Source organism: Rhizobium yanglingense (assembly GCF_977109285.1).
This window is the reverse complement of sequence record NZ_CDSAWY010000002.1, coordinates 140,801-165,477: the sequence shown is the minus strand read 5'-3', so window position 1 is coordinate 165,477 and position 24,677 is coordinate 140,801. Positions and strand designations below refer to the sequence as shown.

Here is a 24,677-nt window from a genome sequence, read left to right as displayed (position 1 = left end):
GGAAAAGCCGATCCATTCTTGTGAGAGCAAAGGCCCGCATCAATGAACCAGTCCCATTCCTTCCACGCTCAACGATGAACTCGATGGAGATACACTCCACGAGGAATGCGGCGTCTTCGGCATTCTTGGCCATCCCGATGCAGCAACGCTGACGGCTCTCGGGCTTCACGCCCTCCAGCACCGTGGACAGGAAGCGGCCGGTATCGTCACCTTCGACGGCCAGCCAGTTCCATACCGAAAAGCGCATGGGGCTCGTCGGCGACCACTACACCGATCCTGCAACGCTCGCGAAGCTGCCAGGCTTCATCTCCATCGGCCACACGCGCTATTCGACGACGGGCGAAGTGGCGCTCCGCAACGTCCAGCCGCTCTTTGCCGAACTGGAAGTCGGTGGCATCGCTGTCGCCCATAACGGCAACTTCACCAACGGCCTGACGCTTCGCCGTCAACTGATTGCCGACGGCGCCATCTGTCAGTCGACCTCTGATACCGAAGTCGTCCTCCACCTGATCGCCCGCTCCAAGCAGGCCTCCTCCTCCGACCGCTTCATCGATGCGATCCGCCAGATGGAAGGCGGTTATTCGATGCTGGCCATGACCCGCACGAAGCTGATCGCCGCGCGCGACCCGATCGGCATCCGTCCACTCGTCATGGGCGAGCTCGACGGCAAGCCGATCTTCTGTTCGGAGACCTGTGCGCTCGACATCATCGGCGCCAAATACATCCGCGACGTCGAGAACGGCGAAGTCGTCATCTGCGAAATCCAGCCGGACGGCTCGATCACCATCGACGCGCGCAAGCCCGAAGCGCCGAAGCCGGAGCGTCTCTGCCTCTTCGAATTTGTTTACTTCGCTCGCCCTGACTCCGTCGTCGGCGGCCGCAGCATCTATGTCGCCCGCAAGAACATGGGCATCAATCTCGCCAAGGAAGCCCCGGTCGATGCCGATGTCGTCGTGCCGGTTCCGGACGGCGGTACGCCGGCAGCGCTCGGTTACGCTCAGCAAAGCGGCATTCCTTTCGAATACGGCATCATCCGCAACCACTATGTCGGCCGTACCTTCATCGAGCCGACGCAGCAGATCCGCGCCTTCGGCGTCAAACTGAAGCATTCGGCCAACCGGGCGATGATTCGAAGGCAAGCGCGTCGTCCTCGTCGACGATTCGATCGTGCGCGGCACCACCTCGCTGAAGATCGTCCAGATGATCCGCGACGCAGGCGCGAAGGAAGTCCATATCCGCGTCGCAAGCCCGATGATCTATTTCCCGGACTTCTATGGCATCGATACGCCGGACGCCGACAAGCTGCTTGCCAACCAGTACAACAGCCTGAAGGCTATGTGCGAATTACATCGGCGCGGATTCTCTCGAATTCCTCTCGATCGACGGGCTTTATCGTGCGGTCGGCGGGGAAGATCGCAACAACGAGAATCCGCAGTTCACCGACCACTATTTCACCGGCGACTACCCGACGCGCCTGCTCGACAAGGAAAGCACGAGCAACGTGCGCAAGCTCGCCGTGATGGCCAGCAACGGCTAAGGGACTTCATAAACCTGAATGAACGCCGGCGCCCCCTCTTCCCCTCATTAGGGTGGGATGCGTTTGCGCGCAACCGACACGGACGACACGATCATGACCATCGACCTCAAAGACCGCATCGCACTCGTCACCGGTGCATCGCGGGGCATCGGCTATTTCACGGCGCTGGAACTGGCAAAGGCCGGAGCCCACGTGATCGCCTGCGCCCGCACGGTCGGCGGGCTCGAGGAGCTTGACGACGCGATCAAGGCTGTCGGGCGGCAGCGGCCACACTCGTGCCTTTCGATCTTGCGGATATGAACGCCATCGACGCGCTCGGCGCCTCGATCTTCGAGCGCTGGGGCAAGCTCGACATCCTCGTTGCCAATGCCGGCGTGCTCGGCGTCATCTCGCCGATCGGCCATATCGAGGCAAAGACCTTCGAGAAAGTGATGAACATCAACGTCACGGCCACCTGGCGGCTGATCCGCTCCGTCGATCCGCTGCTGGCGCGCTCGCACGCCGGCCGCGCCGTGATCATTTCTTCTGCTGCCGCTCACAAATGCCGGCCTTTCTGGGGCCCCTACTCCGCGTCGAAAGCCGCGGTCGAAGCGCTCGCCCGCACCTGGGCCGGCGAAAGCCGGTCGACGGCTCTTCGCATCACCAGTGTCGATCCCGGCGCCACCCGCACCGCCATGCGCGCCCAGGCCGTGCCCGGCGAAGATCCCGCGACGCTGCCGCATCCTTCCGAAGTCGCCAAGGCGATCCTGCCGCTCGTCGGCCCGGATGTAACCGAAACAGGCAAGCTCTTCATCGTCCGCGAGAACAGGCTTGTAGATTACCGGCTGCCGGAATAAGGGCTACCGGCCGGCTGTTTCAGCGAAACAGCGCCGCAAGGCCCGTTTCCGTAGGGCACAGCGCGTTGAGGTCAACCGGCCCCTCGATGCCATCGACCTTGCCGTTGTCGGCAAACTGCCATATCGACCAGCGGCCGCATTTTTCCTGCTCTGGTTCTTTGAATACGCTGCGCAGCCAAAGATAATGATCCGGGAAGCTGGATTCGTTGCCTTTCAGGTATTGGTCGAAGAATTCCTGCGTGACGTAGAATATCGGCTTTTCCGGATATGTGCTCTTGATCTCGGCCAGGAAGGCGTTGACCTCGGCGGTCAGCTGCTCGACCGTCGGAACTTTGTCGCAGTTGCCGACAAATTCGAGATCGATCGCAATGGGCAGCGTGCCCTGCTCTTTGGGAACTGTCGCCAACACGTTCTGCGCCTGCTCACGGCCCGGACGGCAAAAGGTGAAGAAGTGATATGCCCCGCGCACGATGCCGGCCTCTTTTGCAGCCTGCCAGTTCCGGGCAAATCGCCTGTCCTTATGATCCCCGCCCTCTGTCGCCTTCATGATGGCGAAGCGGACATTCAGTTGAGCGGCGAGCTTCTTCCAGTCGATGTCGCCCTGATGGTGGCTAACGTCGATGCCCTGGATCGGATAGTCCTTGATGGATGGATGATTGAAGCGGACCATGCCGAAATCGTAAGCCAAATAGGAAGCGGATGCGACCGCTAGAATCGCCGCGCCGATGACGGCTCGTTGAACTGCTTTCTTCACTGATGCTCTCTCGCTCCACCGTTTCCGCCTTTGGCCAGGAAAGGCTTGCGCCGGAAAGATGGCGAATTATTCGCCATGCCAGCCCTGCATTTGCGTTCGCGACGCTCGTCTCTTACGCACCACTTGACCAAACATCGTTCCCACGCCATAAAACCCGCCATGAAAACGGTTACCTGCATTATCTGCCGGAAGATTATTCGCTAGCGCGCTCGCTGGCCTGGCCGTTTTCGTCTCCCAAATACCCAAAGATGAGAAACGCCCCGGCCCGCCGGCGGCGGCATTTTTCGGATCATTGCATTTTGGGAGAAATAGACATGGCCGGCCAGCCGGAACTGAAGAAGCCGGAAATCAAGCTATACAATACGCTGACGCGCGAGGAGACGGTCTTCAAGCCCATCGATCCGCTCAACGTCCGCATGTACGTCTGCGGCCCGACGGTTTATGACTACGCCCATATCGGCAATGCGCGGCCCGGCCATCATTTTCGACGTGCTGTTCCGGCTGCTGCAGGCACGTCTATGGCGCCGAGCACGTCACCTATGCGCGCAATATCACCGACGTCGACGACAAGATCAACGCTGCGGGCTCTGCGCGACCACCCCGGCTCTGCCGCTCAACGAGGCGATCCGCGCTGGTCACCGAAAAGACCGAGACGCAGTATCTCGAAGATGCCACGGCTCTCGGCTGCCTTGATCCGACCATCCAGCCGCGCGCGACCGAAAACATCGCGCAGATGATCGAGATCATCGAAAAGCTGATTGCCAAGGGCCATGCCTATCAGGCGGAGCGGCGAAGTGCTGTTCGACACGAAATCCATGGCGGATTACGGCGCAGCTTTCGAAGCGCAATCTCGACGAGCAACAGGCCGGCGCGCGCGTCGCCGTCGATGCGCACAAGAAGAACCCCGGCGACTTCGTGCTCTGGAAGCTTTCGAGCCATAACGAACCCGGCTGGGAAAGCCCCTGGGGTCGCGGCCGTCCGGGCTGGCATATCGAATGCTCGGCGATGAGCCAGCGCTATCTCGGCGAGGTCTTCGATATTCACGGCGGCGGGTTGGACCTGATCTTCCCGCACCACGAAAACGAGATCGCCCAATCGCGTTGCGCCCACGGCACGGATGTGATGTCGAATGTCTGGATGCACAACGGCTTCCTGCAGGTCGAGGGCCGCAAGATGTCGAAATCCGAGGGCAACTTCGTCACCATCTACGAGCTGCTGCACACCGAAAAATTCGGCGGCCGGAAGTGGCCGGGCGAAGTTTTGCGGCTTGCGATGCTGATGACACATTACCGCGAGCCGATCGATTTTTCGATCAAGCGGCTAGAAGAGGCCGAACGCCTGCTGGCGAAGTGGCCAGTGGCGGAGGCCGGCGATGCGTGGCCGGACGAGGCAGTACTGAACGCGCTTGCCGACGACCTGAACACCGTCGCCGCCGTTCAGGCGCTTCATGCTCTGGCGCAGTGCCGCGAATACGCCCGTGCCGCCTTCGCGGCGAGCGCTGCCCTTCTCGGCGTGGAGCCGAAGGAAACGGAAGTGGATGAGGCGGTCGCTCGGCGAGATCGACAGCGCGGGTGCGCGCCGCGCCTTGAACTCTTGAAGGCAAAAAACTTCACTGAGGCCGACAAGATCCGCGAGACGCTGCTTGCCGAGGGCATCCAGCTCAAGGACGCCAAAGATGCGGTCACCGGCGAGCGCGTGACGACCTGGGAGGTGAAGCGGTGAGGTCAGTCCTATCGAAAAATGCCTCTCCCCAACCCCTCCCCAGACATGGGAGGGGCTACTGCGCCATGCCGCTTCGCAACAACACCGCTGTCGAGCATGCAGCATCCGCCGAGATTGGCGCTGAGAATGCCCGCGGCGGCGCGAACCAGACCTCCGCCTTGTGGGGAGGGGGCTTTTCACCCATGCCAAACAGGAGGAAGTGTCGATGACTGTCTACACCGGCGGCTGCCAGTGCGGTGCGATCCGATTCCGGGTGGAAGGCGAGCTTTCGCATTCGTCGATCTGCCATTGCCGCATGTGCCAGAAGGCGTTCGGCGGCTATTATGCGCCGCTTGTTTCCGTGCGCGGGGCTGATTTCGAGTGGACGCGCGGCGAGCGGAAGACATTCCGTTCCTCCAATTTCGCCGAGCGCGGCTTCTGCGGCGATTGCGGCACACCGCTGACCTATGAGGCGCCGGATGGGATGGCGATTGCAGCGGGCGCATTCGATGATCCGGCTCTTCTGCCGCCGACGATCCAGTATGGCATCGAAGGCAGGCTGCCGTTCACGGACAAACTCTGATGAACTTCCCGGCACACGGACGGAGGACGACGTCGAGATGGCCGCATTCATGCAGTGAGATCGTCTCCTATCAGCATCCAGATCACGACACGACAGGATGGCCAAGAGGAGCGCAAGTGACGGCGGGAACAAGCCATAGCGGCGGATGCCAGTGCGGCGCAGTGCGCTATCGCGCCGGCGGGCGAACTCGGCTATCCGCATATCTGCCATTGCCGCATGTGCCAGAAGGCGGCGGGCAACTATTTCCTGCCGCTCGGAGCGTTCATGCGCAACGGATTTTGCGTTGACGCGCGGAAAACCGAAGTGGTTTCAGCTCTTCTGATCTCGTGCGCCGCGGCTTCTGCGGCGATTGCGGCACGCCACTCTTCTACGACATACCTCGTGCCGAGTCCGTCAACATTACGCTCGGCTCGCTGGACGATCCCGATGCGGTCAGGCCGGTGATGCAATCGAATACCGGTCGCAAGATGAGCTGGTTTCACGCGCTGGACACCCTGCCGGTAGAGCCCGCCGCCGGGACGCTCCGAGCGCGAAGACGCGATCGCAGCCAGCAATCATCAGCATCCCGATCACGATACGAACCACTGGCCATCCGGAGCACAGACATGAGCGAACCTATCAGAACAGGCGGGTGCCAATGCGGCGCCATTCGCTTTCGAATCAGCGGCAAGCTGGGGCGTCCGTCTATCTGCCATTGCCGCATGTGCCAGAAGCAGTTCGGCGGCTTCTTTTCGGCGCTCATTACCGCGCCCGAAGAGGCCGTGGAGTGGACCCGCGGCGAGCCGAGCTATTTCCAGTCCTCGATCAATATCGACCGCGGTTTCTGCAGCAGTTGCGGCACGCCGATGACCTACCGGCATCCCGGCGGGCTGGAGCTTGCGATCGGCACCTTCGACGACCGCAGCGATCTCGCGCCGCAGATCCAAGTGAATTACGATACGCGTCTGCCCTGGGTCGAAACGATCTTCGACACACCGGTTCACGGGGATCCGGATTACTATGCCCGGCAGGAGCAGATCATCTCCTTCCAGCATCCCGACCACGATACCGACGTATGGCCCGCGAAAGGCTTGAAGATATGACCGAAGTGCTGCGTACCCTCTATCCTGAAATCGAACCCTATGCTTCGGGCCATCTCGATGTCGGCGACGGCCATGTGATCTACTGGGAACGCTGCGGAACGCCGGGCGCCAAACCCGCCGTTTTCCTGCACGGCGGCCCTGGCGGCGGAATTTCGCCCGTGCATCGCCGCCTCTTCGACCCGGCGCTCTACGACGTGACGCTGTTCGACCAGCGCGGCTGCGGTAAATCCACGCCGCATGCGGATCTGAACGCCAACACGACGTGGCATCTCGTTGCCGACATCGAGCGCCTGCGCGATATGTCTGGGGCCGAGAAATGGCAGATCTTCGGCGGCTCCTGGGGATCGACGCTGGCGCTTGCCTATGCCGAAAAGCATCCCGAGCGGGTCTCCGAACTCATCGTGCGCGGCATTTATACGCTCACGAAAGCGGAACTCGACTGGTACTATCAGTTCGGCGTTTCGGAAATGTTCCCGGACAAGTGGGAACGCTTCATTGCTCCCATTCCGCCGGAAGAGCGGCACGAGATGATGCAGGCCTATCACCGCCGCCTGACGAGCGGACGACAAGGCAATCGCGCTCAAAGCCGCGCATGCCTGGAGCATCTGGGAAGGCGAGACGATCACGCTGCTGCCCGAGCCGTCGACCAGCGGCAAGTTCGAGGAGGCCGAATTCGCCTATGCCTTCGCCCGCATCGAGAACCATTTCTTCGTCAATGCCGGCTGGCTGGAGGAGGGCCAACTGATCCGCGAGGCCGCACAAGCTCAAGGATATTGCGGGCGTCATCGTGCACGGTCGCTACGACATGCCCTGCCCCGCCCGCTATCGCCTGGGCGCTGCACAAGGCCTGGCCGAAGGCGGAATTCCACCTGATCGAAGGTGCGGGCCATGCATTTTCCGAACCCGGCATCCTGGATCAGCTGATCCGGGCGACGGACAAGTTTGCGGGGAAATAAGGGCAGATGATGCGCGTCGTGGATACCCCCCTCTGCCGTGGCGGGCATCTCCCTCACAAGAGGGGAGATCGGCTGTCCGCACCCACTCGTGCAACCATCGATGCAGTGGGCGAGAGCCGCCTCATATTCCCAATCTTCCGCCTTGTGGGGGAGATGTCGGCTCTGCCGGCGAAGGTGGGTGAGGCGCACGGCATAACATCAAATGCTTCGGAGGCACCTCGGTGACCAGAGAAAAAATCTACCTCTTCGACACGACGCTCCGCGACGGGCAGCAGACGCCTGGGATCGACTTCTCGGTCGAGGACAAGATTGCGATTGCGACCATGCTGGACGAGTTCGGCCTCGATTATATCGAGGGCGGATATCCGGGCGCGAACCCGACGGACACCGCCTTCTTCGCAGAGAGGCGCACCAGCCAGGCAGCATTCGTCGCCTTCGGCATGACGAAGCGGCCGGGCGTTTCAGCCTCCAACGATCCGGGCCTCGCAGCGCTGTTGCAGGCAAAGAGCGACGCGATCTGTTTCGTCGCCAAGAGCTGGGACTATCACGTCAAGGTCGCGCTCGCATGCACCAACGAGGAAAACCTCTCATGCATCGCCGAGAGCGTGAAGGCAGCCGTCGCCGCCGGCAAGGAGGCGATCGTCGATTGCGAGCATTTCTTCGATGGATACAAGGCCAATCCCGCCTATGCGCTCGCCTGCGCTAAGACCGCGCATGAAGCGGGTGCCCGCTGGGTCGTGCTCTGCGACACCAATGGCGGTGCGCAGCCGCCCGAGATCCACGCCATCGTCGAGGCGGTGATTGCCGCAGGCGTTCCCGGTCGCTGTCTCGGCATTCATGCGCATAATGATACGGGCCAGGCAGTCGCCAATTCGCTTGCGGCCGTCGAGGCCGGCGTGCGCCAGGTCCAAGGGCACGCTCAACGGAATCGGCGAGCGTTGCGGCAATGCCAACCTGGTGACGCTGATCCCGACGCTGGCCCTGAAGGACACCTACAGCACCCGCTTCGAAACCACCATCGATGCGGAGCGGCTGGTGAACCTCACCCGCCTTTCCCATGCCTTCGACGAGCTTCTGAACCGCTCGCCCGATCATCAACTGCCCTATGTCGGCGCTTCGGCCTTCGCCACCAAGGCGGGCATCCATGCCTCCGCTCTGCTCAAGGATCCGCGTACCTACGAGCACGTGCCGCCGGAAAGCGTCGGCAATTACCGCAAGGTCATGGTCTCCGACCAGGGCGGCAAGGCGAACTTCATCAATGCTCTAAAACGCCGGGGCATCGAGGTCGCCAAGGACGATCCGAAGCTCGACCGGCTGATTTCCATCGTCAAGGAGCGCGAAGCTTCCGGCTACGCCTATGAGGGGGCGGATGCGAGCTTCGAGCTGCTGGCCCGCCGCACGCTTGGCACCATCCCGGAATTCTTCTCGATCGAAGGCTTCCGCGTGATGGTCGAGCGCCGCTTCGACTCGCACGGGCGGGTGAAGATCGTCTCGGAAGCCGTGGTGAAGATGGTGATCGACGGCCACACGATCATGTCGGTGGCCGAAGGCGACGGCCCGGTCAACGCACTCGACCTGGCGCTACGCAAGGATTTCGGCAAGTATCAGCACGAAATCGACGACCTGGTTCTCGCCGACTTCAAGGTGCGTATCCTCAATGGCGGCACCGAAGCCATCACCCGCGTGCTGATCGAATCCACCGACAGCGACGGCCTGCGCTGGTGGACGGTGGGCGTGTCGGAAAACATCATCGACGCCTCGTTCCAGGCGCTGATGGATTCCGTGCATCTACAAGCTGATGAAGAACCGTCAGCTGGCGGGCAAGATCGCGGCGGAGTGAAGATCACGGCTCCTCGAAAGAAAGCCCCCAGTCCTCCTCGCCGTAGCACTCTTCGCCTTGGACCGCAGTCCGCCAGCGGAAACTGCGAACCTGGAACAGCCGGCGGCTGCGGAAGGCTTCCGCCAGCCCCTCGTGGCGACCGGCCGGCGGCGGTTCTTGACCCTCCGCCCAGACGAAGGAGACCGGCTGAATGAAGCGGGCGCCAAAACCTCTGGCGCGCCGGTCTATAAGCAGGAAGCCTGCCGAACGGGTGAAGCCGGTCGCCCTGCCATTTTCGACCGCCGGGATCCCGAGCGGAAACAACAGCCGCCCACTGACGCCCAGGTTTTCGATCCAGGCGGCCGGCGGATGGTCGAGAGCGAAATTGGCGTAAATGACGTCGGCGTCTTCCTTCGGCCAATCGGCCGCATCGCCTTGCACTACCTCGACATTGGGATAACCGGAAAGGTTTTCCCGCGCCTTCAGCCAGCGCTTCGTCGTATTCGACGGCGACGACCTTGCCGGAGCCGACGAGTCCAGCGATGATCGCCGTGTAATAGCCGGTCCCGGCACCCAGATGGGCAACCGTCTCGCCCTCCCGAATTCCCAGCGTATTCAGGGCGGACGCGTGAAGGGAGGGCATGCCGTTGTTGACCCCACGCCTGGTATTAAGACCGATCAACAAGTCCTGATAAAGTACGACCGGATCGGTGGAAGCCATTTCCCGATAATGGCGGAAGTCGTTGTAGACCCAGGGCGGCGGACCGACGAATTTTTCACGCGGCACTTTGGCAAGGGCTGCAAGCAGCCTGTCGTTCTTCGCAACACCTGCCTTCGCCAGTATCTGGCGGGCATAAATCTGCCGGTATGGCGGCTCATCCTCGAAAGCCATGCAAGTCCTCCGCCTCAAATCCGCTGACAATCCATTCACCGAAATGAATTGGTCTATTCACGGCACTTAAGCTAATCGAGATCAGAAGAAGAACAAAGCTGGAAACACCTGATGTCTGCCGAAGCGAGCCCTCCTGCCATCAAAAACGAAGATAGTCCGCGCGGCTTCGCCTTCGCGCTGACCGCTTATCTTCTGTGGGGATTCCTGCCGATCTACATGAAGGCGCTGGCGCATATTTCGCCGGCCGAGGTGATTGCGCATCGCGTTCTCTGGTCTCTTCCGATTGCCGGCCTCGTGCTGCTCGCGCTCGGACGTACGCAGGAAATCCGCGACGCGCTGCGTTCGCCGCGCATGCTCGCAATGGCTGCGCTGACGGCGGCACTCATCACCGTCAACTGGGGTACCTATGTCTGGGCGATCGGCGCTGGACATTCGCTCGATGCCGCCATGGGCTATTTCATCAACCCGCTGATCAGCATCTTCATGGGTTCGGTGCTACTCAAGGAGAAGCTGCGCCCGGCTCAGATCGTCGCAATCGGCCTGGCGGCCATTGCCGTTGTCGTTCTCGCCCTCGACGGCGGCGGGCTTCCGTGGGTGGCGCTGACCCTCGCCTTCAGCTGGGCCTTCTATGCCTTCTTCCGCAAGACATTGCCGCTCGGCCCCAACCAGGGCTTCCTGCTCGAGGTCCTGATTCTTAGCGTTCCGGCCGTCCTCTACATCGTCTATCTGGAGTTCTTCAGTGGCGAAGGCCACTTCGTTCAGACCGGCTTCAGCGATACAGCACTGCTCTTCGGCTGCGGTATCGTCACCGCCGCACCGCTGATGATCTACGCCAACGGTGCAAAGCTTCTGAAGCTCTCGACGATCGGCATCATGCAGTACATCGCGCCGACGATGATCTTCCTGATCGCGATCTTCGTCTTCCACGAACCGCTGGATACAGCGCGCATGATCGCCTTCCCGCTCGATCCTGGGCAGGCCTCGTGCTCTACACGTGGTCGATGCTGAACGCAACGCGCCGGCGCTGAGCGCCCGCCTCACATCTTCGAAATCACGGCATCCTCGCCCTCACGGTCGGCAGCGAGTTCCGCTGCCTGCGCCATGATGGCTGGAATGATGCCGGAGACGTCGTCGATGACGAGCGGCTGCACCCGATGGGCGGTGTGCACGAAACCCTCATCCGTCATGTGCTTCATCAGTTCCATCATCGGGTCCCAGAAGCCCTTGATGTTGGCGAAGACCATCGGCTTTTCGTGACGGCCAAGCTGCGCCCAGGTCATGATCTCGACGATCTCCTCCAGCGTGCCGATCCCGCCCGGCAGCGCCACGAAGGCGTCGGAACGCTCGAACATCAGGTGTTTGCGCGCATGCATGTCCGGCGTTACAATGAGCTCGTTGAGCTGGCCGAGGGAATGGCGCGTCGCCTCCATGTCGATCAGGAATTCGGGGATGATGCCGGTCACCTGCCCGCCATTGGAAAGCACGCCGCTCGCAACAGCACCCATGATGCCTTTGGTGCCGCCGCCATAGACGAGCCGCAGGCCGTATTCGGCGATTTCTTTGCCGAGCGCGCGCCCGGCCGCCATGTGGGCCGGATCCCGTCCGGGCCTCGACCCGCAGTAGACGCAGATGGACTCGAATTGAATGCAGATTGATCGCGTCATGATGGGAAAACAACTATTCCATGCCTGCGCAGTCAAGAAAAATGACAGAAAAGCTGCGCGTTGAGCCTGCGTCATTGCTTTGAATGCTTGTGGAAAGCAACGGGAATCGCTAGCAATTTTTAATACTACGGCACATTTGCCGTCTTGGGAGAGTGAATGATGAAGAAATCGTGCCGGCTTGCTGGCTCTTCGCAGTGCTCGCAGTTGCGATCCTTCTGATGGTCTTCGTCGGTCATGCCCCGGATCGGCGGAGATGCACGTCGAAGATCGGCGACGCCATCAATCAGGCGAGGCACCGAGGTCAAGAACACGGTTGAACGAGGCCGGCAAGAGCGCGCGGAACGCCGTGCGGCCGACGCGGCGGCTATCGACCGAGAAACTCGGGCCGTCTTTCGGCCGATGCCAGCGTCAGTCGCTCACGCGAACTCAAGGCGCTCTTTGCCGACGGCAAGGGTCCGACGAGCGAAGCATTCGACTGCCGCCAAGACGCAAGGCGGTCGAGCTCGCTGAAGGCGCTCGCCGACTTCGCAATCCCCGAAGGCACCGATCCGGCGACCGCGGCCCTTGCCGCCACGAATGCCAAGGACGGTGCGCGCAAAGGCGCTGCGCAATCGTCGAGGTCGCTGCCGGAGAACATCGCCGACGCGCTTGCCGCCTTCGCCAAGGCCGAGGCCGAGCTGTCCGGCGCGACCGGAAGCCAGCCTGCGTCGACCCCACCGGCGACCGATGCGAACATCGGCATCGAAGCTCCCGGCTTTCGACGTTTTGCGTGTAGAGCCCGACGGGTCCACCGTCATCGCCGGTTCGGCCACGCCCAACAGCAAGCTCGAAGTCATCGGACGGCGACAAGGTCGTCACTACGGACGAATGTCGGCGCCGACCGGCGATTTTGCCGCCGTCCTCGACAACCCGCTGCCGCCCGGGCGACCACCAGCTCGTGCTCAAGTTCGACCGGCAAGGACGGCAAGAGCACTGACTTTCCGAAGAAGTCGCGACCGTTTCCGTGCCGAAGGACGGCAGCGGTTCCGAGCTGCTCGCCATGGTTTCCAAGCCAGGCGCGGCGAGCCGCATCATCACCGCGCCGACGGCCGGCACCGCCGGCTGCTCGAGCCCACAGCAGACGAACAGGCTGCCGCTGCAGCCCGGCCTGCCAACCGGCGACTCGCGCGCAGATCGCCAATACCGCACCGGACACCGCTCCCGGTGCACCGCAGGCAGGCCCAGGCCGCCGCAGCCTCGGCGAACGTGCCGAGCGTGATGGTCAATGCCGTCGAGATCGAAGGCAACGAAGATCTTCGTCGCTGGCACCGCGCACGCCGAACGCCAACGGTGATCGCGCTATGCGGACGACAGCCCTGATCGGCAAGGCAACAGCAGGCGCCGACGGCCATTTCGTCATCGACGGCGTGATGGACCTTTCGGTCGGCGACCACAAGATCCGCGTCGATATCGTCGACGGCAGCGGCAAGGTGCTCGTGCGCGCCTCCGTCAACTTCGACCCGCCCGGCAGGCGACCAGGTCACCGTCGCCGCCCAGCCCGGCAACCCGCCACGCAAACGACGCTGGTGCCGCGATGGTGCCCCTCGACGAAGGCGAGCTCGGCAAGCTGAGAGCCGATGTCGGGCAAGGCCTTCGGGCTGCTGAAGGGCCTTTTTGCCGACGGCAAGCTTCCCGGCGCCGAGCAGCTTGCAGCAGCGCGTTCGGCAACCGAATTCGCGCTTCGCTCGATCGCCGAATTCCGTCCGGCAGCAGAAGCAACGCCTGCCTTCAAGCAGACGGCAGGCGCAGCCTAGCAGTCGGCCTCAAGCGCGCTCGCCATGCTCCAGGCACTGCCGAAGGATGCAAAATCCGTAGGCGACGCTCTCGGCAAGCTTGGGACGGCGATTGATGGTCTACAGTCACGCGCCGCGCCAAAGGCAGCCGGCGCGACCGGCTGCAAACGAATCAGCGGCTGACCCAGCCAGCCGAAGACGATCGAGCAGGCGCCGCTGACGGCGAACAACACCGCCGTCATCATCCGCCGCGGCGACACGCTGTGGCAGATTTCGCGCCGCGTCTATGGCCTCGGCGTCCGCTACACGACGATCTACATGGCCAACGAGGACCCAGATCAACAATCCCGACCGCATCCTGCCCGGCCAGATTTTCGGCGTGCCGAAGGAAGCCCTGCCGAACGCCGAAGAGCTTCACCGCAAGCGCCTTTCCGGCGAGCACTTCTAAGCTCGAACCAGGTGATGGAAAGGCCGGGCCGATATAGCGCCCGGCCTTTCGTTCCTTACCCAGCTTCACATGTTGCATTCGGTGTCGCGCACCCTATCTGGCGGAGACGGCGATCCTGTCTGCGGAGGCTCAATCGGGCATCTCCGCTTTTTCGTCACTTTTGCCGTATCGAAACGCCGCATCCGCGGCCGAGCCCGACCGGGCTGGAGATAGGCATGGCAAACGGCAAGACGGTTTCGGAATCCAACCTCCTGCAGACGCTCTTCAATCTCTGGCCCTACATGTGGCCGGCCGGACGGACGGACCTGAAGATGCGCGTCGTCTGGGCAACGGTCTTCCTGCTCGTCTCCAAGTTTGTGCTGCTGCTCGTTCCCTATTTCTTCAAATGGTCGACCGATGCGCTGAACGGCCAGCGTGGATCTCGCCGGACTCGGTGCCGCCGCTCCTGCGTCGGCGCCGATCGCGCTGGTCATCGCCTATAACCTCACCCGGCTGATCCAGCTCGGCCTCAACCAGCTGCGCGACGCCCTCTTTGCGAGCGTCGGCCAACATGCGGTGCGCCAGCTCGCCTACCGGACCTTCGTGCACATGCACGAGCTCTCGCTGCGCTTCCATCTGGAGCGCAAGACCGGCGGGCTTATCGCGGATCATCGAGCGCGGCACCAAGGGCATCGAGACGATCGTGCGCTTCACGATCCTCAACTCGGTTCCGACCGTCATCGAATTCCTGCTGACGGCGGTGATCTTCTGGTGGGGCTACGGTTTTTCCTATCTCGCCGTGACCGCCTTCACCGTCTGGGCCTATATCTGGTTCACGATCCGCGCGTCGCGACTGGCGCATCGCCATCCGCCGGACGATGAATGACAGCGATACCGACGCCAACACCAAGGCGATCGATTCCCTCCTCAATTTCGAGACGGTCAAATATTTCGGCAATGAGGAGATGGAGGCGCAGACGTTTCGACAGGTCGATGGAACGCTACGAGAAGGCGGCGACCGATGTCTGGACCTCGCTCGGCTGGCTGAACTTCGGCCAGGGCGTCATCTTCGGCATCGGCACGACGGTCATGCTGGTGCTGTCGGCGCTTTGCCGTGCAGCGCGGCGAGCAGACCATCGGCGATTTCGTCTTCGTCAATTCGCATGCTGCTGCAGCTTTCCGTGCCGCTCAACTTCATCGGCTTCGTCTATCGCGAAATCCGCCAGGGGCTGACCGATATCGAGCAGATGTTCGACCTGCTTGAGGTGACAGCCCGAGGTAACCGACGCGCCGGATGCCGACCCGCTCGAGATCGGCCAGGGCGCGATCTCCTTCAAGGACGTGCACTTCGCCTACGATCCGGTGCGGCCGATCCTGAGGGGCATTTCCTTCGAGGTCCCGGCCGGCAAGACCGTCGCGGTCGTCGGCCCGTCCGGTGCCGGCAAATCGACGCTTTCGCGCCTGCTCTATCGTTTCTACGACATCCAGAGCGGCGCGATCACCGTCGACGGCCAGGATATCCGCCACGTCGACGCAGAAGAGCCTGCGCTCGGCGATCGGCATGGTGCCGCAAGATACCGTGCTCTTCAACGACACGCGTCGCCTACAACATCCGCTACGGCCGCCCGTCGGCCAGCGACGCCGAAGTGAAGGCGGCTGCGGAAATGGCCCAGATCGCGCATTTCATCGAGACGCTGCCGGAGGGCTTCGAAACCAAGGTCGGCGAGCGCGGACTGAAGCTTTCGGGCGGCGAGAAGCAGCGCGTCGCCATCGCCCGCACGATCCTCAAGGCGCCGCCGATCCTGATCCTCGACGAGGCGACCTCGGCGCTCGACACGACGACGGAGCGGGAAATCCAGGCGGCGCTCGACGTCGTTTCGAAGAACCGCACGACGCTCGTCATCGCCCACCGGCCTGTCGACCGTCATCGGCGCGGATGAGATCATCGTGCTTGAAAAGCGGCGAGATCGCCGAGCGCGGAACGCATGCGGCGCTGCTCGAGAAGAACGGCCTCTATGCCTCGATGTGGAACCGCCAGCGCGAGGCGACGCAGGCGGAGGAACATCTGAAGCAAGTGCGCGAAAGCGACGACCTGGGCGTTGTTGCCGCGGCTGGCGCCGGCAAGCTGAGCGTTGGAACCGAAAGGGCCGGCTCTGTCGTTTTGCTGTTCAGAACCATGGCCGTAAGAGCCGGGCGCAAGCGGCACGGCATTGCTCCCGCAGAGACGGTTTTTCGCATAACCAGCGGAAACGAAAAAGCGCGAGGAGACCAGCAGTCGATGAGCTTGCTCAACACCGTTCGCAACACCATCGTTCCGGTGCACAAGGAAGGCTATGTCTTCGTCGCCGCCTTCTTCGTCGCTTCGCTGGTCCTTGGCTGGATCTTCGAGCCGCTCTTCTGGGTCGGCCTCGTCCTGACCGCTCTGGTGCGCCTACTTCTTCCGCGATCCCGAGCGCGTGACGCCGCAGGATGACGACCTGGTGATCTCGCCGGCCGACGGCAAGGTCTCTTCGATCCAGATGGTGACGCCGCCCGCCGAGCTGAACCTCGGCAACGAGCCGATGCTGCGCATCTCCGTCTTCATGAACGTCTTCAACTGCCATGTGAACCGCGCGCCGATGCGCGGCCGCGTCGTGAGCATCAACTACCGGTCCGGCAGCTTCGTCAATGCCGAGCTCGACAAGGCCAGCGAAGACAACGAGCGCAACGGGCTGGTGATCGAGACCGTCCACGGCCAGATCGGCGTCGTGCAGATCGCCGGCCTCGTCGCACGCCGCATCCTCTGCTGGGCCAATACCAACGAGCCGCTGGATGCCGGCGAGCGTTTCGGCCTCATCCGTTTCGGCTCGCGGCTCGACGTCTTCCTGCCCGCCGGCGCGGCAGCACGTGTTTCGCTCGGCCAGACGGCGATTGCCGGCGAAACGGTACTTGCTGAATTCGGCTCCCCCAAGGGACCCGTCATCAGCCGCCGCAGCTAGAACGAATGGAGCGTGCTATGGAGACGCCTTTTCCGCCCTTCGAACCGAACGGCCCGAACGATTCGGCGCGCGGTCCGCGGCTCCGCGAAATTCCGCTGCGCCTCGTCGTACCCAATCTCATCACAATTCTGGCGATCTGCGCGGGCCTCACCGGCATCCGCCTGGCTTTCGAGAGCCGCTACGAGCTGGCGGTGATAATGGTGCTGCTGGCCGCCTTTCTCGACGGCATCGACGGGCGCATCGCCCGCCTGATGAAAGCAACCTCCAAGTTCGGCGCGCAGATGGATTCGCTCGCCGACATCGTCAATTTCGGTGTCGCGCCCGCTCTCGTCGTCTATGTCTTCGCGCTGGACAGCGCGCGCTCCATTGGCTGGATCGCCGCGCTGATCTATGCGATCGCCGCAGGCCTCCGCCTCGCCCGCTTCAACGTCATGGCGGAACGGGAAAACCGTGCGCCCTGGCAATCCGAATATTTCGTCGGCGTGCCTGCGCCTGCCGGTGCCATGCTAGTGCTGCTGCCTGTCTATCTCGGCTTCCTCGGCCTCACCGAAGACCGCACCTTCGCCTATATCTCTTCGGCCTATACGGTTCTGATCGCTTTCCTGCTCATCAGCCGCCTGCCCGTCTGGTCCGGCAAGTCCGAAGGCAGCCGCTTGCGGCGCGATCTGGTACTGCCGCTGATGCTCGGCGTCGTGCTCTATGTCGCTCTCCTGATGAGCTTTACCTGGGAAGTCATGGTGTTCACCGTCATCGTCTATCTGCTGTCGCTGCCCTTCGGAGCACGTAAGTGGCGATTGAAGTACGGCACGCTCACGATCGAAGAACCGGGCGACGGCGACGACGATATCGGCCGCCACATCTGATTTCGTACACGCCCGGTAAAGCCCCGACGAGCGCGAGGCTTCGCATCAAGCCTCGCGCAATGTGCATTGCGTACACAATTCCTGATAAACCATGCCTCTATTTTGTCGTTTTCGGCGATAAAAGAGCAGACCAATAAAAAGTCTAGGGAAGCGTGTAAGGAGAGTATCGTGACCTCGAAGAAAACAGACCAGGCGGAACAAGTGGCAAAGCCGGATCTGAGCACACATTACCGCCCGCTCGGCCTCAAGGCCGTTCTGGCCGCCGCGCTGATGCTGAAGAGCAAGCCTGCCCTCGTCAAGAAGATCGCCTAAGCCGGACGGAAGAAGCGAACGAGCAGGCTGATCGCCAGCAAGCTCATGGCGATACCGATGATGACATCGAGAACCCGCCACGCGGCGGGTTTTGCCAATACCGGCTGCAGCAGGCGCGCCATGTTCCAAGCCAAAAAATCAGACGACGCGACGCCGGCCCCCGTAGGCGATCCTGTCCAAGCCCCAAACTCGAAAGGGCAGCCTCGATCGAAACTTTGGGTTTCAGGAAAATCCTGAATGACATGGGGTTTTAAAAGAAGCTGAGCTGGCCGTCGCCAGCTTTCTTGCCGGGCGGTTTCGGCGGCCTCTCGATCACCAAGGGCGTCTGCAGGTCGGCTCCCATGTTGGCGACCTTGTTGACCTTGTCTGCGACGGGGATCGCTTCGAAGAAATCCTCGTCCGTCGGCTGCATCAGACTGACGACGTCGCGCGGTTCCTGCGTCTTGCAGTCGAGCCAGCGGGCGAAATCCTCCGGCTTGATGACGACCGGCATGCGGTCATGGATCGTTGCGATGGAAGCGTTGGCGGCCGTGGTCAGGATCGCGCCCGTATCGACTTCCGAGCCGTCGGCCGACGACCAGGTCTCCATCAGGCCGGCGAAGGCAACCACGCCGCCGCGGCGGGGCCTGATCCAATAAGCCTGCGGTTTCTCGCCGCTTTCTTTCGAGGGACGGTGCCATTCGTAAAAGCCGGAAGCCGGGACGAGCACCCGGCGATGGCGCATCGCGGCGCGGAAGGATGCCTTGCCGATTGCGGTTTCGGCCCGCGCATTGATGAGCAGTGGAAATTCCTTCGGATCCTTGACCCAGGACGGCGTGAGACCCCAGCGCACCAGCACGGCGCGGCGATCCGGAAGATTGCTGCCGCGCTCGTGCGCTTCGCCGGAAACGACGACGAGGATCGGCTGCGTCGGCGCGATATTGTAGCGCGCGGGAAAGTCCCCGAGCTCCAGCAGCCCAAATATCTCCTTCAACTCCTCCGGGGTCAGCGTCAAGGCATAGCGTCCGCACATGAATTTGTCTTTGCACCCTGTTTCGCAACCGTCAAGGCACAGCCTAACTGCGCGGCCCGAAGAGAATGATCGCCGTTGCCGGCAAGGCAGACGGCCGCCCCGCCGATATCCCAACGGTCCGGAACACGGTTTTCCGCAAGCCACAGCCAGACAAGCGATGCAACGATATAAATGCCCCCATAGGCCGCGAAGGTGCGCCCGGCCGCCTCGCTCGGCACCAGCGTTAGAAGCCAGGCGAAGAGGGCAAGCGAGACCACGCCCGGCGCGAGCCAGCCAATCGGCTTGCCCAGCCTCAACCAGGCCCAGAAGGCAAAGCAGCCCGCGATTTCGAAGAGTGCGGCAAAAGCGTAGATGATATAGGTCAGCGTGCCCCTTCCCTTCGAATCGGCGATCGAATATTCAAAACGAGAATACGCAAATCCCCGGCTGAGTGTAGAGACGGCAGGTCATGACTTCAAAACCAAGAGCAGCGTCTTCAGCCGATCCTCGAGCGCGACGGCCGCTTTCTCCTCGTGCTCCGCCGCAACCCGCCGTCTGCGGATATGTATGCCTTTCCCGGCGGCCGGGCGGAGGATGGCGAGACGCCTGATCAAACGGCGCTGCGCGAATTTGAGGAGGAGACCGGCATCCGCGCCTATAGTCCACAGCTCTTTGCGACCTACGACCTGACGGCCCATGCCGCCGACGGCAGCGTCAGCAGCCACTTTCTCCTTTCGGTCTTCACCGTGGAGGCTGACGGGGACGCAGTGGCGGTGGCGTCGGACGACGCAGCGGCTCTCGGCTGGTACGCCGTCGAGGAAATCCGCCGCTTGCCGGTGCCGCAGTCGGTGCTTGAATGTGCCGAACGGCTCTCCGTGCAACAATAACGGCGTGGATAGTCATCACCCTGCCTTGTTCCGGTCACGGCGCAGGTATCATCTATCAATATGATTCCCGTTCGACGCGTTTTTCTGCCTCTCGTTGTCTGCGCCGGTTCGGCAATAGCGGCTGCGGCATGGGCGCAGGACAAGGCTCCGCCGGCGGTTCCCGAAGCCGTGCCGGCAGCGCCCGTAGTCGTGCCTTATGACGACAAGCTCTCGCGGCTGGCGGAGGTGATCGGCTCGGTCCACTACCTGCGCACGCTCTGCAAGGCGCCTGGCGGCAGCGAATGGCGAGGCGACATGCAAAAGTTGCTGGATTCGGAGACGAAAGACGAACCTCAGCGGAAGGAAAGGCTGACGGCGGCGTTCAACCGCGGCTACCGCGCTTTTGCTTCGGTCTACAACGATTGCACTCCATCAGCCATCGTGGCAGAAGAGCGCTACCGTAACGAAGGTGCAACACTCGCCACAGAAATTACCTCGCGCTTCGGAAATTAGGGATAAATTAACCTGTTTTCACTCGCGCACGTGTCGTTTTGGGAAAAGGCTGATAGAGTTGTTAACCAGGCAGTAAGGCATGCAATTTGAGGAAGAGATGATGGAACCAAGCCTCAATGACATCGACGACATGATCGTCCACGAAAAGATGCAGGCGGCTCTGGAGTACCACAACGAAGCCTGGGCCGACGGTATGGCTGACGGTATCGAGCCAGAGATTATTGCCGACACGGCAATCGTTCAAGCGCTGCGCGAAACGATCCGCCGCCATGGCGAAAAGGGTGCAGAGGCGCTGCTGGATTCGCTGCGCGAACGTATGCTGGGTGGCGAATTTTCTCCGAACCGCACCCTGCAATAATAGAGAGTCCCATGCGTACCGGTAAGGACACCGAACCGCGGCTTTCGATCGCGCCGCTCCTGCTCGCTGTTTGTCTCAGCGCCGGCATTCTTGGCGGCTCCTTCGGCAAATGCTCTTTCTGAACTCCAGAAGATTCCCGGCCAAGCCGATCCGCAGGCGGCCGATCAGAAAAATTCCGGACAGTCCCAGACACCGTCTTCAACGTCTCCGGGCTTGCCGATGCCAGATCCCATCGTCAGCAAGGACAGCAGCCAAGGAAGCGACACGACGCCCGGCGCGAGTGACGATGCGAAGCCTGCCGAAGTAATCTACGACATCAGCAAGGTGCCGGAGCCGGTGCGCCGCATGCGCGAGCAGATCGTAGAAGCCGCAGCATCCGGCGACCTGGAGCGCCTGCGGCCGCTCTTCGGCAGCGGTGCCGAACAGACGCAAGTGTCAGTGGGCGAACCGACGGACGACCCGATCGGCACGCTGAAAGACCTATCGGGCGACCCGGACGGCGACGAGATCCTTGCAATCATGCTCGACGTGATCTCGACCGGTTTTGTGCATGTCGGCGCAGGCACGCCGGACGAGATGTATGTCTGGCCTTATTTCGCCGAGAAGGATTTGAAGGCTCTGACCCCGCCGGAACGCGTGGAACTGTTGCGCATCGTCACTGCGGGCGACCTTTCCGACATGCAGGAATTCGGCGGCTACAATTTCTACCGTCTCGGCATTACGCCCGCCGGCAAATGGAAGTTCTTCACGGCCGGCGACTGAGCTTGGCCTTTCAATCCCGCTTGCAGCCAGCGCACGGAAGACTTACTTCTGAGCGATAACGAACGCGACAGGTTCCGCCATGCCAGCCGTCTTTCTGAAGGATCGCGCGCTTATCCGCGTCAGCGGGGCCGACGCCGAAGCCTTTCTGCACAATCTCATTACGACCGACATCGTCTCACTTTCCGCAAGCGAAGCCCGGCCGGGCGCGCTGCTGACACCGCAGGGCAAGATCCTGTTCGACTTCATGATCTGGCGCGGCGGTGCCGATTTCATCATCGAGACCGACGCCGGCCAGCGGGATGCACTCTTGAAGCGGCTGGCCATGTACAAACTGCACGCCGCCGTGACACTTGAACCGGTCGAAGAGCAAGGCGTTACCGTGTCCTGGGACGAAGAGGCCGCCGAAGGCGTGGCCGACAGCCGCTTTGCGAGGGCCGGGGAGGTGCTTCTGCGCTGCCGCGGCAATCATGGCACGGCGGATGCCATGCTTTATGATACCCTGCGCGCCGCGCACGGCGTAGCGATTTCCGGTGCGGATTTCACCCTCCAGGACGCGTTTCCGCATGACGTGCTGCTGGATCTGAACGGTGGTCTTTCCTTCAAAAAGGGATGCTATGTCGGTCAGGAGGTGGTTTCCCGCATGCAGCATCGCGGCACCGCGCGCCGGCGTGTCGTATCAGTCAGCGCCGATGCCGATCTGCCCGCCACAGGGACCGAGATCACCGCTGCCGGAAAGCCGGTCGGCGCGTTGGGCACCGTTGTCGGCAAAAATGGGCTTGCGATCGTCCGCATCGATCGCGTCGGCGAAGCCATCGCAAGCGGCATTCCACTGCTGGCGGGAGAGACGACCGTATCGCTAAGACTGCCGCGCTGGTCCGGCCTCACCTTCCCTGCGAGCGCCGACGAGGCGAGCGCGTGAGCAAGGAGCCGCGCGCATGGCAGCGCATGCTGTCTGGACGACGCCTGGATCTGCTCGACCCCTCGCCGCTCGATGTCGAGCTCAGCGATATCGCCCACGGGCTGGCGCGTGTCGCGCGTTGGAACGGCCAGACCTGCGGGAACCATGCCTTCTCCGTCGCCCAGCACTGCCTCGTCGTCGAGGACATTTTCCGGCGGTTCAACCATGCGACGCCGGACGATTGCATGATGGCGCTGCTGCACGATGCCCCGGAATATGTGATCGGCGACATGATCTCGCCGTTCAAGGCAGTCGTCGGCGGCGGCTATAAGGCCGTGGAGAAGCGTCTCGAGGCGGCGGTTCACCTGCGCTTCGGCCTGCCGCCGCACCCGTCACGGGAACTCAAGGATAAGATCAAGAAGGCCGATACGATCGCGGCCTATTTCGAGGCGACCTGCCTGGCCGGTTTCACGCCTGTCGAAGCCCGGAAATTCTTCGGCCAGCCGCGCGGCATCAGCAAGGACATGCTGTTGATCGAGCCGCTTCCGGCGCTGGAGGCACAGCGGCTCTTCTGCGAGCGCTTCGAGGCAATCGAGACGATGCGGAGGAGTGCGAAACCATGACGAGGATCGTCGTCTCGCCGCTTTTCCGGATCGCCGAAATGGCGGTGCGCCACGGCGCGCGGGAAATGATCAGCCTGATGGCAAAGGAACAGGCCTTCCACCGGCCCGGCGTGATTGCCGCCGACCGCCACCTGCTCCTGTACATGAATGATATCGCCTTCAAGGGAACAGGAAATCTCGTCGCACCTGAGGAGGCGCATGTGCGCCAGCTGATCGATTTTGCCGCCGCCTGGGATCAGCGCTCGCCTCTGCTAATCCATTGCTGGATGGGAGTTTCCCGCTCCCCCGCCGCCGCCCTGATCGCCGCGCTTTCCCTTGCGCCGGACCAGGACGAGATGGCGCTGGCAAAGCGCCTGCGCAGCGCCTCGCCCTATGCGACGCCCAATGCCCGCATCGTCGAAATCGGCGATGTGCTGCTCCAAAGAAAGGGCCGTCTGGTGGATGCCGTCCGCGCCATCGGACGCGGTGCTGATGCCGATGGCAATGCGCCTTTCGTGTTCTCGGTGACGACAGAATTTGACGGTTGACGCTTCTGCCGCCTGCCCCATCTAGCCTTGGCATGGAGCAGGCAACGGACGTCATCGCGGCAACCCGCACCGCGCTCAACGAGGCAAGCGCACTTGCCGTGCAATACTCGTTCTCGATCCTCGGAGCGATTATCCTTCTGATCGCCGGCTGGGTCATGGCGAGCTTCGTGAGCCGTTGGGCCTATGAAGGCATGTCGCGGGTGCGTGGCATCGACGAAACGCTGGCGCGTTTCTTCACGAATGTCTTGCGCTATGCTCTGCTGATCCTCGTTTTTGTCACGGTTCTTGCCCAGTTCGGCGTTCAGACTGCGTCGATCATCGCTGCTCTTGGCGCTGCGGGCCTGGCGATCGGCCTGGCGCTGCAGGGAACACTGCAGAATATCGCGGCGGGGATCATGCTGCTCATCCTGCGCCCCTTCCGGGTCGGGGAATATATCGAGACGAGCAGCGTCTCGGGCACCGTTCGCGAGATCGGTCTCTTCGCCACGGAGTTCAAGACATTTGACGGGCTCTATCGGCTCGCTCCGAATTCGATCCTCTGGAACACGCCGATCACCAACTACAGCCGGGAACCAACGCGCCAGAACGAGTTGAAGATAAGCCTCGCCTATGAGGACGATGCCGATGCCGCCATGGAGCGATTGCTCGGCTTTGCCAAGGCCGACCCGCGCATCCTGAAAACGCCAGCCCCTGCCGTCTTCATCGACAGCATGAGCGGCGCAACGATCGGTCTCACGCTGCGCTATTGGGCCAAGACCGGGGACTGGTGGGGCGTGAGCCGCGACATGATCAAGCGTGCCAAGCTCGCCTTCGATCAGGCCGGGCATCTCATTCCCCTATACGGCGGCGAAGCGCAGTCCGGGCCGACGGCGGTCGCCGATGCCGAAATGATAGCCGGAGAGCCTGTGATGCCGGAACGAAAAAGCCGCCGGTAGGCAACCGGCACTCCGGCACGGAACGTTT

At 62.3% G+C, this 24,677-nt stretch carries 18 protein-coding genes and 16 pseudogenes; 27 read left to right on the top strand and 7 right to left on the bottom strand.

The annotated features are described in order from the left end of the window. The first annotated feature begins 42 nt into the window (after positions 1-42). Both purF and ACW4PC_RS01965 read left to right on the top strand, forming a co-directional pair. A pseudogene (gene purF, locus ACW4PC_RS01970) lies at positions 43-1,537 on the top strand (amidophosphoribosyltransferase). Between the two features lie 93 nt (positions 1,538-1,630). After that, positions 1,631-2,373, top strand: a pseudogene (locus ACW4PC_RS01965) (SDR family NAD(P)-dependent oxidoreductase). A gap of 19 nt (positions 2,374-2,392) precedes the next feature. Here ACW4PC_RS01965 and ACW4PC_RS01960 read toward each other — a convergent pair. Then, positions 2,393-3,127 (bottom strand): glycoside hydrolase family 25 protein, encoded by a 735-nt coding sequence (locus ACW4PC_RS01960; protein ID WP_455872674.1) that lies wholly within the window; start codon positions 3,125-3,127, stop codon positions 2,393-2,395. A gap of 2 nt (positions 3,128-3,129) precedes the next feature. Here ACW4PC_RS01960 and ACW4PC_RS01955 point away from each other — a divergent pair. The 8 genes and pseudogenes from ACW4PC_RS01955 to cimA form a co-directional block, all read left to right on the top strand. Then, positions 3,130-3,561: pseudogene (locus tag ACW4PC_RS01955) on the top strand (hypothetical protein); the annotation flags it as partial. Between the two features lie 116 nt (positions 3,562-3,677). Next, positions 3,678-3,857 (top strand): annotated as a pseudogene (locus ACW4PC_RS01950) (cysteine--tRNA ligase); the annotation flags it as partial. Between the two features lie 92 nt (positions 3,858-3,949). After that, positions 3,950-4,849: a hypothetical protein gene (locus tag ACW4PC_RS01945; RefSeq protein WP_455872935.1), complete on the top strand. Its 900-nt coding sequence runs from the start codon at positions 3,950-3,952 to the stop codon at positions 4,847-4,849. Positions 4,850-5,054: 205 nt separating this feature from the next. After that, positions 5,055-5,515: pseudogene (locus ACW4PC_RS01940) on the top strand (GFA family protein); the annotation flags it as partial. A 12-nt stretch (positions 5,516-5,527) separates the two neighbouring features. Beyond that, positions 5,528-6,020 (top strand): annotated as a pseudogene (locus ACW4PC_RS01935) (GFA family protein). Continuing rightward, positions 6,017-6,493, top strand: a complete 477-nt coding sequence (locus ACW4PC_RS01930) for a GFA family protein (protein WP_455872673.1) — start codon at positions 6,017-6,019, stop codon at positions 6,491-6,493. The pseudogene ACW4PC_RS01935 and the gene ACW4PC_RS01930 overlap by 4 nt, the downstream one beginning before the upstream one ends. Then, positions 6,490-7,449: pseudogene (gene pip, locus ACW4PC_RS01925) on the top strand (prolyl aminopeptidase). Before ACW4PC_RS01930 ends, pip begins: the two are co-directional and overlap by 4 nt. 221 nt (positions 7,450-7,670) lie before the next feature. Beyond that, positions 7,671-9,289, top strand: a pseudogene (gene cimA, locus ACW4PC_RS01920) (citramalate synthase). 505 nt (positions 9,290-9,794) lie between these two features. Here cimA and ACW4PC_RS01915 read toward each other — a convergent pair. Then, positions 9,795-10,160: pseudogene (locus ACW4PC_RS01915) on the bottom strand (protein-L-isoaspartate carboxylmethyltransferase); the annotation flags it as partial. A 111-nt stretch (positions 10,161-10,271) separates the two neighbouring features. Here ACW4PC_RS01915 and rarD point away from each other — a divergent pair. Next, positions 10,272-11,188, top strand: a pseudogene (rarD, locus tag ACW4PC_RS01910) (EamA family transporter RarD). 9 nt (positions 11,189-11,197) lie between these two features. Here rarD and ACW4PC_RS01905 read toward each other — a convergent pair. Both ACW4PC_RS01905 and ACW4PC_RS01900 read right to left on the bottom strand, forming a co-directional pair. After that, entirely contained in the window at positions 11,198-11,824 is a 627-nt protein-coding gene (locus ACW4PC_RS01905; protein ID WP_455872672.1) for an LOG family protein, read from the bottom strand. A 364-nt stretch (positions 11,825-12,188) separates the two neighbouring features. Beyond that, positions 12,189-12,566, bottom strand: coding sequence for a hypothetical protein (locus ACW4PC_RS01900; RefSeq protein ID WP_455872671.1), 378 nt, complete (start codon positions 12,564-12,566; stop codon positions 12,189-12,191). A 23-nt stretch (positions 12,567-12,589) separates the two neighbouring features. Between ACW4PC_RS01900 and ACW4PC_RS01895 the strand changes: the two genes are divergently transcribed. The 8 genes and pseudogenes from ACW4PC_RS01895 (at position 12,590) to ACW4PC_RS01860 (ending at position 18,176) form a co-directional block, all read left to right on the top strand. Further along, positions 12,590-13,183 (top strand): hypothetical protein, encoded by a 594-nt coding sequence (locus ACW4PC_RS01895; RefSeq protein WP_455872670.1) that lies wholly within the window; start codon positions 12,590-12,592, stop codon positions 13,181-13,183. Next, entirely contained in the window at positions 13,165-13,434 is a 270-nt protein-coding gene (locus tag ACW4PC_RS01890; protein WP_455872669.1) for a hypothetical protein, read from the top strand. The genes ACW4PC_RS01895 and ACW4PC_RS01890 overlap by 19 nt, the downstream gene beginning before the upstream one ends. Positions 13,435-13,440: 6 nt before the next feature. Next, positions 13,441-13,617 (top strand): hypothetical protein, encoded by a 177-nt coding sequence (locus ACW4PC_RS01885; protein WP_455872668.1) that lies wholly within the window; start codon positions 13,441-13,443, stop codon positions 13,615-13,617. 265 nt (positions 13,618-13,882) lie between these two features. Beyond that, on the top strand, positions 13,883-14,044 hold the full coding sequence (locus tag ACW4PC_RS01880) for a hypothetical protein (RefSeq protein ID WP_455872667.1): 162 nt from the start codon (positions 13,883-13,885) through the stop codon (positions 14,042-14,044). 215 nt (positions 14,045-14,259) lie between these two features. Continuing rightward, positions 14,260-16,127 (top strand): annotated as a pseudogene (locus ACW4PC_RS01875) (ABCB family ABC transporter ATP-binding protein/permease); the annotation flags it as partial. A gap of 174 nt (positions 16,128-16,301) precedes the next feature. Beyond that, a pseudogene (locus tag ACW4PC_RS01870) lies at positions 16,302-17,001 on the top strand (phosphatidylserine decarboxylase). A gap of 17 nt (positions 17,002-17,018) precedes the next feature. Then, on the top strand, positions 17,019-17,864 hold the full coding sequence (gene pssA, locus ACW4PC_RS01865; protein WP_022714661.1) for a CDP-diacylglycerol--serine O-phosphatidyltransferase: 846 nt from the start codon (positions 17,019-17,021) through the stop codon (positions 17,862-17,864). A 168-nt stretch (positions 17,865-18,032) separates the two neighbouring features. Continuing rightward, a complete protein-coding gene (locus tag ACW4PC_RS01860; protein WP_455872666.1) occupies positions 18,033-18,176 on the top strand; it encodes a hypothetical protein in 144 nt (47 codons plus the stop codon). Here the strand turns inward: ACW4PC_RS01860 and ACW4PC_RS01855 are convergent. The 3 genes and pseudogenes from ACW4PC_RS01855 to ACW4PC_RS01845 all read right to left on the bottom strand — a co-directional run. Continuing rightward, positions 18,173-18,337: pseudogene (locus tag ACW4PC_RS01855) on the bottom strand (amino acid transporter); the annotation flags it as partial. The gene ACW4PC_RS01860 and the pseudogene ACW4PC_RS01855 overlap by 4 nt on opposite strands. A gap of 89 nt (positions 18,338-18,426) precedes the next feature. Further along, on the bottom strand, positions 18,427-19,188 hold the full coding sequence (locus tag ACW4PC_RS01850) for an SOS response-associated peptidase (protein WP_455872665.1): 762 nt from the start codon (positions 19,186-19,188) through the stop codon (positions 18,427-18,429). Positions 19,189-19,231: 43 nt separating this feature from the next. Then, positions 19,232-19,553 (bottom strand): annotated as a pseudogene (locus tag ACW4PC_RS01845) (YnfA family protein). A gap of 83 nt (positions 19,554-19,636) precedes the next feature. Here ACW4PC_RS01845 and ACW4PC_RS01840 point away from each other — a divergent pair. From ACW4PC_RS01840 to ACW4PC_RS01805, 8 genes and pseudogenes are all read left to right on the top strand, one after another. Continuing rightward, positions 19,637-20,054: pseudogene (locus ACW4PC_RS01840) on the top strand (NUDIX hydrolase). 60 nt (positions 20,055-20,114) lie between these two features. Further along, positions 20,115-20,546, top strand: a complete 432-nt coding sequence (locus ACW4PC_RS01835; protein WP_455872664.1) for a TIGR02301 family protein — start codon at positions 20,115-20,117, stop codon at positions 20,544-20,546. A 100-nt stretch (positions 20,547-20,646) separates the two neighbouring features. Continuing rightward, positions 20,647-20,904 (top strand): hypothetical protein, encoded by a 258-nt coding sequence (locus ACW4PC_RS01830; RefSeq protein ID WP_027507415.1) that lies wholly within the window; start codon positions 20,647-20,649, stop codon positions 20,902-20,904. 11 nt (positions 20,905-20,915) lie between these two features. Then, a pseudogene (locus tag ACW4PC_RS01825) lies at positions 20,916-21,666 on the top strand (hypothetical protein). A gap of 79 nt (positions 21,667-21,745) precedes the next feature. After that, positions 21,746-22,585, top strand: a complete 840-nt coding sequence (ygfZ, locus tag ACW4PC_RS01820; protein WP_455872663.1) for a CAF17-like 4Fe-4S cluster assembly/insertion protein YgfZ — start codon at positions 21,746-21,748, stop codon at positions 22,583-22,585. A gap of 26 nt (positions 22,586-22,611) precedes the next feature. Further along, positions 22,612-23,187 (top strand): YfbR-like 5'-deoxynucleotidase, encoded by a 576-nt coding sequence (locus ACW4PC_RS01815; protein WP_455872934.1) that lies wholly within the window; start codon positions 22,612-22,614, stop codon positions 23,185-23,187. Beyond that, on the top strand, positions 23,184-23,714 hold the full coding sequence (locus ACW4PC_RS01810) for a tyrosine phosphatase family protein (RefSeq protein ID WP_194729323.1): 531 nt from the start codon (positions 23,184-23,186) through the stop codon (positions 23,712-23,714). Before ACW4PC_RS01815 ends, ACW4PC_RS01810 begins: the two co-directional genes overlap by 4 nt. Positions 23,715-23,746: 32 nt before the next feature. Further along, positions 23,747-24,649, top strand: a complete 903-nt coding sequence (locus ACW4PC_RS01805) for a mechanosensitive ion channel family protein (protein WP_455872933.1) — start codon at positions 23,747-23,749, stop codon at positions 24,647-24,649. Positions 24,650-24,677: the final 28 nt, after the last annotated feature.